The sequence below is a fragment of the Bacillota bacterium genome, from assembly GCA_024655925.1.
Classification (GTDB): domain Bacteria; phylum Bacillota; class DTU025; order DTU025; family JANLFS01; genus JANLFS01.
In genome coordinates this window covers 42,508-51,574 of sequence record JANLFS010000009.1, presented here as the reverse complement: position 1 = coordinate 51,574, position 9,067 = coordinate 42,508, and the positions used below count along the sequence as shown (strand labels likewise).

Sequence of the window (9,067 nt, the reverse complement as noted above, 5' to 3'; positions counted from 1 at the left end):
ATTCGGGCTTCTCGGGCTCCGTACGAAATAGCCGTCGATCCTCCGATTATCTTCGCGAACTCGCCCGGCCCTTCGCCCGCACAATCTAGATGAAGGGCGGCAAAAGGCTCCGCGGGGAACTCTAGATGCAGCCGTATTGCTGGGTAGACACTCACTGTACAACCTCCCAACGCCCCGGGATGGTTCCCGGGGCCAGAATCGGTTGCCCCGGGGTAGGGGCGTGGAAAATTGGCGCAATGAGACATCTCTTGTGACGCTAGATTGGATCGTCTGTGCCGGTCTTCGCAGACCTTCTCGCGTTTCTCCGAAACGCACTCCCGGACTTGCTGCGGTTGTCCGAGCGGTTCTTCCTATGAGAACTGCTCCTGTGGCGCTTTGTGAAGGGCCGAATCTTGCAGTCCGGCCATGTCCCTTCGTCTATCGAAAACGAGGCCCCACAATCGTGGCAGAGGAAATCATACCCCGTTGTGCGAGCCAGCTTTTCGGAAGTGCAGTGTGGACAGCGAACATCAGCTTCGACGAGGATTATCATCTTCGGCGCCTCCAAGAAACGATATTACCCTGCGGGCAGAGGGCTCTTTCTGCTCTTTCCTGGTTGCCGCCCCATCCGTTTTGCGGGGGGCTTCCCAAAGGATGACCGGATTCGCTTCAATGCTGCATGCCTAGCGGCGATCTCGTCTCTCTCATCCTCAATTTGGTGCGATTTCGCCCCTCCGTAGATCGGCCGGAGAAGATCAATGAGATCGCCCAGCACCTCGATGTCGGTCTGGCGCCGGAGGCCTTGAGTCTTGCAGCGGACTCCCGGCGCGCCGGACGCAAGCCGTCTAAGACGCACTTTGACTACCAATTCGTACACCCTATCCAGCGGTGTGTCTTCCATCACGCCATAGTCGCTCAACCAGGCCCGGTATTTCTCAGGCAGCTCTCTCGCTTGGTATTCTCGAAAAAGCATTGTCGGCTAGCCCCCCCCAAAGGGCGACGGGCTGGTGATTCCAGCCCGTCGCTAAGGTAGAATACTCTGCCGTTTCCCGGTGGGCTTGGCGATGTGCTGGTCGCTCATGAGTTCACGACTTGCCATGGCTCCTGCCGCAAGGTCTGTCTCCTGAGTCGGAAGTGCCTTGTTCCGGACACATTGGAGAAGTACAGCCGTTTCGGTTCCACCGCCAGAAACGTGTTCTCCCGGATCCCTCCGCAAAAGGGGATCGTGTTGTCGAATCGGATGACCAAGCCCTTGTGCAGGGACACTCCGTTCCTTCGCCTCTCAACGTTTTGCCAGCACCTCTCCCGCCATTCTAGAGAGGTCTTGTTGTCGGTCGGCGTGAGCAGGTTCAGTATCCGTTCAGGACAATTGCAGGCCGACGGCCCCATGTCTTCAGACATGTCCTTGTAGCCAAAGTTGTAGTAAGGATCGCCCCAACGCTTGAGGAGGCAAACGACGGCGCCGACCTCCCGCCGGCCATCTGGGTAAATCTGTTCGAAGGCAATGTACGCCTCGTGAAGAAACGTGGCACAGTCAATGACACGGCCGACGCGTCCGTCCGGCCAATCGGTGTTGAACTGATTTTCAAAGAAACTCCTCACGCTCGTTCCCGGGGTCTTGTGAGTGACCGTCCAACCCATGACCAGTCTCCTTTCGCAAAGGTTTTGACGCTCTATTGGCTCGTTCTGGCATCGTGTGAGCCAGGAAACGAGCTTGGATCGGCCCGTGTACTCCAGAATCGCAAATGAATCCCGGGCATCTATGCCCGGTCCCGTCAAATGCAAATGACCGGCCGGATCGTGTCCGGCAGGCGAACCAGAATGAAGAATGCGTATATGATGAGCGTGAGCAGAAGGAGACGAATGAATCCGAGGTGTATGGGGCAGTCTCAATAGACCGCCCCATACCGTTTTGAATCGCTAAAGCGCTTCCATTAGCCCGCGGGATCTCCAGAGAACCTCTCTGATGTTGTTATTCACGCAGCCAAACTTGCCGCGTTTTCCTGCAGGCGTCTGGTTGAGGGTCAGGCTGCCGTTGGAATTCATGCACATGACGTAGCCGACTCTGGCGAGATTCACATTGGCCAATCGGAACCCAGTGTCTCTCGCAGACTGCGGAATTCGCCATTCTCTCCCACTATGACGTGATCGAGAAGCGGGATCCCAAGAAGCCGGCCGGCCTCTCCGAGCCGCTTTGTCATGGCCACGTCCTCTGAGCTGGGGTTTGTGTCCCCGCTCGGATGGTTGTGCGCCACAACAATCGCACCACAACCCGCGAGGATGGCCGCCTTGAATACCTCGCGAGGATGCACTATCGACTCATTCAATGAACCCATCGAGGCCACCTGAAGCCCTATCACCCGGTGTCTGCTGTTCAAGAGTAAGACAACGAACTGTTCGCGGTCAGCATCATGAAGAAACTCTGCCGCAATGCGGCCAACATCGGCGGGTTCCGTCACGCACACCAGGGTCTGGTGACTCCTTTCGCGCACCAGGCTGACGCGGTACACCGGAACTTTGTTCGCGGTGGTGTAGGTGCTCACTACCTTCTCCATTGAGACAACCCCCCTCAATACTCACAGGAGGTTATCTCGCACGATGTCAAGCGTTTTGCTCGGCCATAAATCTCGTCGAGGTTGATTTCGACCGTCTTCCCCTTGGAATTGACCGCGACAGCGTAGCCGTTGAGGTAGCGGAACTTCTCGGACCCCACCTCCATCACGATTGCCACGGAACCCTTCTTCAGGTGGGTAGCAAGCGCGCCATAGAACCCCTGTTCCCTGAAGAGACCGTCTGGGCCAGCGACATTTGCCGCGCGAGGCACGCTGCCGTCACGCAGGAAACCAACCTGGCCGGTTTCACTGTCCTCGATTACTTCGAGGTTGTTGTCCTGGCAGAACTCGTTGAAGGCCGCTCGATCTTTGACGTAGAAGTAGTTGGACCTCGCTATGGCTATGTAGTCGGCCAATCAGCGAACCCTCCTCTCACGGGCGGAATGCGTCTTGGCCGCAGCCATTCCGTTGTAACCGTAATGCTCGACCTTCTTGGCAGAGACCGCTTTCATGTAGCGAGCGCGGATGCTCCGCACCCGCTTGGTGACGTTTTCACCGGCTTCACCGGGCACCGTGCGGCCTGTGTTCAGGACCAGGCATGCGGCTCCATACCCAAACATTTCTCTCACCTTCCCTTGAGGGTTTTTCTGCGCATCTCAAAGGCACCGAGCGTCATGGGCTGGTTACAGGAGGAACACTCTCGGCCATCCCTCATGGACTCGGCCAGCTCGAATGGTCTGATGCCCAAGGCAGCGTCGTCCAGGCTCAATCGTCGCGTTTCAACGTAACCCCGCACTGGAGGCTGATGTGAACCGAGGTCTGGGATGTCGAAGACTTGCGGGTGGACGGAAGCGCCGTCACACTTCGATCCCGTCCAGGATCGTTTTCACTTGCTTGAATACCTCTGAGGACATGAACACCCCCCCTTCGGCGTCATGTATCACTGGCGCTTCTCTTTGTCGAAGACCTTCGTCCTGACGTCAATGGAGGTCTCCCCTCCGCCGTTACTGGTCCTGTTGACCACGATGGCGGTGGACTTGCCGGTTTATACGGCGCCAATCTCGGTGGATTCCCATCTGCGCTCATGTGATTGTTGAGTCGTTCCTCTCTCCCCCAGATAGCCGCTTGAAATTGAAGATGCCCAGCCGTGCGCCGTCCGGGCTACTGTGGCGTGATCGCGTCCGGCCCGATCATGCCGGGCCAGAATCGAACGCTAAGCAGCGTCAAATAAAAAACCGCGTCTTGACACGCGCGGATTTGCAGCATCTCTCAAGTAATGAGTGCGGCGAGGGAGGTCATCCCCCGCTCAGGCTAAGACCTCCGCGTGCGCTGAATGGCCGTGTTGGCGACCAGCCTCCACGCATGATACGCCCTAGCCCACGTTTCTTTGCGTATTAGGGCCTTCACCGTGCGTTTCACCGCTACGCCGGCGAGTAATCGCACTGCGGAAGGGCCTTTACTTTTTGAAGCGGCTCTGTCCACTATGCCACCCGCGGATGCGCGAGCGCCCGTCTCTTGTCAGCCGTCTTCATCCTCTCCCATACCGCCTCGATTGCTCCAGGGTCACCCGTGATGGTGTCCTTGAACGAGTCATACGAGACGAGATGGGATACATTCAGTTCCTCAATTGTCTTCGCCACCAGTCTCTTGACTGGACCGATCCTGCAGCCGGCCAGGCTGGCGAATACGGCGGCGAATCGTTCCTCCGTTCTGGGCATGCGGGATCCCCCTTCCGACGACCCGTCAACTCGCCATTTCAGTTGGCCCCTGGGTTTCGCCTTTCCCTGTGGGCAGGCTGTTCTTGTGAGTGAAGATTGCCTTTTTCTGAGGAGATGCGATGCCATCGAGAAGTGGCTTCAGGGTATCATAGTCCGTTTTGAGTTTTGAACCGAGGACCGAGAGGTACTTCCAGGGCTTGGCGCCCGCCCCCTCGAGGACCTTGACGAACTTTTGGATGTCATCCACCTTGACGGAATCATTCAAGTAGTAGCCGAAGTATTCGTCAGCCACACGGACGTACCCGTTGGTGTTGACCCATTTCTTCAGCATCGCCATGGCGATGTTCTTCGCGGCTTCGAGCCGCAACACCGCTGACGCAAGGGCCGCAGCATCGTCGCCGGTGTGAGCGTAGTGCTGCTTGAACCCGACACAGGCGAGTCCCGCACCGCAGGATTTGCAGTGGCTGCCAGTCCTTGTGCAGAACGCTTCCTCGCCCAGGACCCGGGCGGCCTCGATTGCGGCGACTGTGTTCTTGAGCCAGGTCTTCGCTCCGACAATCATCTCCGGAGCCGCCTCTTCTTCAAGGGCGGGGTTTCTCTTGAATCTGAGAAACCAGTTCCGTATCACAACGGGTTTCTTGAAGAGCTCGTGTGCGACAACGGCATAGAGCGGCAGCTGCATTCGTTCGCTCGGCTTCCACTTCTCCCGGTCCGTCTTGAAGTCCGTGACCCTCACGGCATGTGGCATGTTTTCGAGGAGGTCCACGTAAGCCTGCACCCAGATCCCATCCACCTTCGCCTCATAGTGCTGTTCGGACAACACCTGTCCGCTGGGAGAGAACCTATCAAGGAAGGCCCGGGCCATTTCGGCGACATCATCCGCGTCCTCTTCGTCGAGGAGCGAACTCTGGCGGACCGCATGTTCCGCCAGGCTTTTCACGTCCCCCTTTTTTGTAAGGACGCCATGTATCACATCGTGAACGGCCTTGCCTTCTTGGGGAGCCTCCGCGTCAAGCTCCGCGATACGCGGCTTCTGTTCGTAGGTGAGCCAGTATCGATAGGGGCATTGCTCGAACTTCTCAAGCCGGCTGTACGACCACACGGTCGCTTGACCTTCAGGCAACTCGAATGGGAAAGCCTCGGCAAGGCTCCCATCTATCGCGAACGGGAATTTCACGCTCTCACCCCGGCCCTTGCAGTCATCTCCGCGACGCGCTCGACCAATAAGCCGGTGTCCTTCTTGTCAACCACCTGGGCGGTGAACCTCGAGCCAACGTTCAGGCAAGCCATGACGCTCACAGAGCGCGCGTCGGTTGGTTTCGCCCAGACAAAGAACTCTTTTCCCTCGTCGGGGCCCGACAGGGCTCTGGCCCGGATGGCGGCGTAAGACTTTCCCGCCTGCTCTTCGAGCTCGCAGGGCGCGAGAGCCTCGAAGACCAGTTCATTGCCATCGGGTGGCGGCGTCATCACAAGCACTCGGGCCGCATGGTCGTGCCCGCTGGGAGTATCGAGAGCCCTCTCTCGTGGTTTCCCTTCTGGGTCAGAGGCGTTCGGATTGGCCGCGATCTTGGCGCGCAAATCCGGGGATTTTGCGAGAACAAGGATGTCCTCAAAGCAGCCGCTTGGCTTAAGAACAACCGATCCGCGCTTCTCATGCGGCATAGCGACCAGTCGCAGCCCGAGGTTCCTGAACGCGATATCGCCGCACGCGGCCTTCAAGAATTCGAGCTTCTGCATCATTGGAGTGACATCTTCCTCGTCGAGGGCAACGTGATAAACCCCAATGTCTTTAACCTCGGGGATGATCACTGCCACATAGTGGTCTGAGATCCAGTTGCCCTCAGGGTCCGTATCAACCCTTGAGCCGAAGACTACACGTTCGTCGGCCGACGGGAAGATGACGTTCAAGCTCTTAGGGGATGCACCGTAAGCCTCTTTCAGCTCGGCGGGTATCCCAAAGCAGTACGAGTTCCCTCCACTGCGCTTGCTTTCTATGGCCCCGAGAACGGGCATGTTCACAGAAGACCCCCCTCTAGCCGTTGAGGCGTACACAGTTTGTCTCCCCGCAGGGGAGCAATGGGGCGCCACAGCACGGACACTGCATCTGAGTCTTCCCGCACAAGAGGTCCTCCATCTTGCGGCGACTCTCCTCCCTGCCCGATTCATCGTCGAACTCGAAGACAAAGATGGAGTAGGCTGGCTGCCCGCATACCGGGCAGCCAAGAAACACCGCTTTCCCCAGGATCACCGCTTGTTCGCTTTGTTCGCTCACGGTCTTCGACCTCCGCGGATCACCTATAGTAGTCGCAGAACACGAGGGCATAAGCCTGGGGGTTTTTGCGCGCCGCATCCAGGGTCTCAGCTGAAGCCTTGGCGTCTTCGTCAGGCACACTGAAGAAACAGGAGTCGGTTCTGTACTGCCCATCCGCGAGATCCAGGGCTTTCTTGAGGTTGTACGCGACGGGATAACCTGGAATCCGTCCGTCCCATACCTTCTTGATGAAGTCTTCGTCGACGGTCAAAGGGCCAGCTGGGCGCGCAGACCAGTACAGGCCATCCGTGCCGTTCGCCGGGTCGGGTGACACCACATAGCCTCCGGCCCGGACTTGCTCCATCGTGCGCCAGGACCACTCTGTGCCCCTGGCCAAGCGGATAGCCTCGAGCGCCTTCTCAAGGGGCAATCTGGAATACTCTTCTAGCAACTTGAGAAACCGTTCAGGTTCCTTGCACCCCATGACAACACCTCGGCCGGGAAATTCGTCACGCCATCTCCCGGCAGACTCTTCGGTGCGTCCGTCAAAGACTTCCCCCTGATAAAGTGCCGTGGCGTTCATTGCCTCTGCTCGCAGAAGGGCTTCCAACCTTTCTTGGGTATAGTCAGAGATCGAGGCATTCTTTGGAAGGCAGCTCTCTACCTCGACGAGAATGCAGTGCAGATAGTGCGACACCTACTTTCCCCCGGGTCCTGTGGGAAGCCGAAGCCTCCCGGACGTCAGGGCCCAGGAGGCTTCACCTCCCTCATTGTCATTTTACGAGTTGTATACGAGCGTCGGTCTCGGGTTCGGATACTCGCGCACGGCGTTCTCAAGCTCCCCTGAAAGATACTCGTAATCCCTTTGAAGCCGCTTCAAGACTGCCGCGACGGATCCGAGGCCTCCGAAGCGCCACGCCTTCATCCACTCGTACATCAGCACGATCCTGCGAGAGTACATCACGACTACTGCGGATGTATCCTCCCAGGACGGCTGCACTATAACGGACAGGTCAAGACGCCGGATACCGGCATCCCTCGCGACCACATCGGCGACCGCCCGGTACCAGTGATAGAACTTGTCCACAATAGCGCCGGAGAGATCGTGGTCCCCGTACGGCTCGGGAACGCAGCCCTCGTGCGGCGCCACATACATGTCGCGCACATAGTCCACATCCGCCTCGTCGATGAGGGCCCGCAGGAGCGAGAACGCCTTCTTAGTGTCGCTCTGCGGCTTCATCGGCCCTTTGAACGGGAGTCTCCTCGCTGCCGTGCGATTCTTCCGCGCATTCAGTCTGTAGGCTCCCTCTCCCGGACCAGTTCCGCCCACCGCACATGTGGCGCGGGTTGTCTCATTCATCGTCGTCGCCACCCTCCTCGGGCAAGGGATCTCGCGAAGTGATCTTTCCATCAGGCCCGTTCACAGCGACGAAGGAGGGCGCTTCCGTCAGCATGGTAGCCGCTAGGCCCACCATCCATTCCGCGTCCCAAGCGGCCATGACCCTTACTCCAGGAATGTCGTGTGTGACGTGGTACCGGTGTTCCGCAGCCGCGCAGGCCTCACTTGGACCGTCAGCCAGGACGGACGGCAGCAACAGGGCGTCCTCACACGCCGGATCCGTTGTGTCGTCCGCGACGACCAACCAGCGCTTTCCGTGCTGGTCAGGCTTTTCCATGTCGGACAACGCAAGAAGAAGGTACAGACGTACTCGGTCCAGGAGCTTCTGATCTGCTGTTTGTTTCTCGACGCCCCACAAAGGGCTGAGTTTGTCATAAACGACCCGGAGTAACCTTTCCACTTCCGTCTTCAGATCCTCTGGCTTCTTCTCCGGATCCCTAAGGGCTTTGAGGGCGCGACAATCGAGAGCCTCTTCGCTTTGTGCACAGTCACTTGGGCGCTCTGCGTTCACGACAATCTCTCCTCCTCAGATCCTGCTTGGCTTGCCGCCTGAATCGAGCTAGCCGCGCGCGAAGTCTCTTGGCTCCGCATCTTCGAGCGGCTTCCATCTTGAGGTGGGTGTGACAGCAAAGACGTTCAATCTGACAATTCGGCAGGGTTATGGTGGCGGAGTACACAGGGTCAAACCAGCGGCCAAAGGTTCCTATCCTCGCGATGCCAAAGGACCGCACTTGAATATCCGGCAGGGGCATCAGAATCTGCCAGAATCCCCAATCCGAGCAGTCGGTATAGAAGGGGTTCCGGCCGAAGACGCAGCCATCCGGCGCGATCCTCTGGAGATGAGGAATGATCTCAACGTTGATCACGTCTCTTTGGTCTTCTGCGCACTCAGCTTCCCGGAAGGATTCCCTGACAGGGCGAGGCAATAGACCCTCCACATGGTCGAAGAAGTCGTGAGGCCCACTAGGGTTGCATACCATGGAACGGTTGACATACTCCACATCAAGCCGTTTCATTGATAGGACCTCCCCGTATGTTGGGCCTGATGGGTCCTTCGTCTTCTTTGTCGAACACGCGGATGCCGAAGTCCTGCGTCCACCCGCAGCCCTTATTCAGGCAGACAAGAGCGAGCTCTCCATCCGTGTCGTCCCTCCAAGTCAGGTTGGGA

Annotated in this window: 13 protein-coding genes; all 13 read right to left on the bottom strand. The window is 58.1% G+C overall.

Features of this window, described 5'->3' with window-relative positions:
- Positions 1-556 precede the first annotated feature (556 nt).
- The 13 genes from NUW23_02565 to NUW23_02505 all read right to left on the bottom strand — a co-directional run bounded on the left by NUW23_02565 (position 557) and on the right by NUW23_02505 (position 8,915).
- Positions 557-952 carry a hypothetical protein gene (locus tag NUW23_02565; protein ID MCR4425060.1) on the bottom strand — a complete coding sequence of 132 codons (396 nt, stop codon included), beginning with the start codon at positions 950-952 and terminating at the stop codon, positions 557-559.
- A gap of 104 nt (positions 953-1,056) precedes the next feature.
- On the bottom strand, positions 1,057-1,620 hold the full coding sequence (locus NUW23_02560; protein ID MCR4425059.1) for a hypothetical protein: 564 nt from the start codon (positions 1,618-1,620) through the stop codon (positions 1,057-1,059).
- Between the two features lie 434 nt (positions 1,621-2,054).
- Complete coding sequence (locus NUW23_02555; protein MCR4425058.1) at positions 2,055-2,534, bottom strand: JAB domain-containing protein; 480 nt, start codon at positions 2,532-2,534, stop codon at positions 2,055-2,057.
- Positions 2,535-2,548: 14 nt separating this feature from the next.
- Positions 2,549-2,947: a hypothetical protein gene (locus NUW23_02550; protein MCR4425057.1), complete on the bottom strand. Its 399-nt coding sequence runs from the start codon at positions 2,945-2,947 to the stop codon at positions 2,549-2,551.
- Positions 2,948-3,151, bottom strand: a complete 204-nt coding sequence (locus tag NUW23_02545; protein MCR4425056.1) for a hypothetical protein — start codon at positions 3,149-3,151, stop codon at positions 2,948-2,950.
- An 861-nt stretch (positions 3,152-4,012) separates the two neighbouring features.
- The gene (locus tag NUW23_02540) at positions 4,013-4,249 is read right to left on the bottom strand and encodes a hypothetical protein (protein ID MCR4425055.1); all 237 of its coding nucleotides are present in this window, start codon (positions 4,247-4,249) and stop codon (positions 4,013-4,015) included.
- 25 nt (positions 4,250-4,274) lie between these two features.
- Positions 4,275-5,426 (bottom strand): PD-(D/E)XK nuclease family protein, encoded by a 1,152-nt coding sequence (locus NUW23_02535; protein MCR4425054.1) that lies wholly within the window; start codon positions 5,424-5,426, stop codon positions 4,275-4,277.
- Positions 5,423-6,268, bottom strand: a complete 846-nt coding sequence (locus NUW23_02530; protein MCR4425053.1) for a hypothetical protein — start codon at positions 6,266-6,268, stop codon at positions 5,423-5,425. Before NUW23_02530 ends, NUW23_02535 begins: the two co-directional genes overlap by 4 nt.
- A 13-nt stretch (positions 6,269-6,281) precedes the next feature.
- Complete coding sequence (locus NUW23_02525) at positions 6,282-6,521, bottom strand: hypothetical protein (GenBank protein MCR4425052.1); 240 nt, start codon at positions 6,519-6,521, stop codon at positions 6,282-6,284.
- Between the two features lie 19 nt (positions 6,522-6,540).
- Positions 6,541-7,197, bottom strand: a complete 657-nt coding sequence (locus NUW23_02520; GenBank protein ID MCR4425051.1) for a hypothetical protein — start codon at positions 7,195-7,197, stop codon at positions 6,541-6,543.
- Between the two features lie 81 nt (positions 7,198-7,278).
- Positions 7,279-7,860 (bottom strand): hypothetical protein, encoded by a 582-nt coding sequence (locus NUW23_02515; protein ID MCR4425050.1) that lies wholly within the window; start codon positions 7,858-7,860, stop codon positions 7,279-7,281.
- A complete protein-coding gene (locus NUW23_02510; GenBank protein ID MCR4425049.1) occupies positions 7,853-8,410 on the bottom strand; it encodes a hypothetical protein in 558 nt (185 codons plus the stop codon). The genes NUW23_02515 and NUW23_02510 overlap by 8 nt, the downstream gene beginning before the upstream one ends.
- On the bottom strand, positions 8,388-8,915 hold the full coding sequence (locus tag NUW23_02505; GenBank protein ID MCR4425048.1) for a hypothetical protein: 528 nt from the start codon (positions 8,913-8,915) through the stop codon (positions 8,388-8,390). The genes NUW23_02510 and NUW23_02505 overlap by 23 nt, the downstream gene beginning before the upstream one ends.
- Positions 8,916-9,067 lie beyond the last annotated feature (152 nt).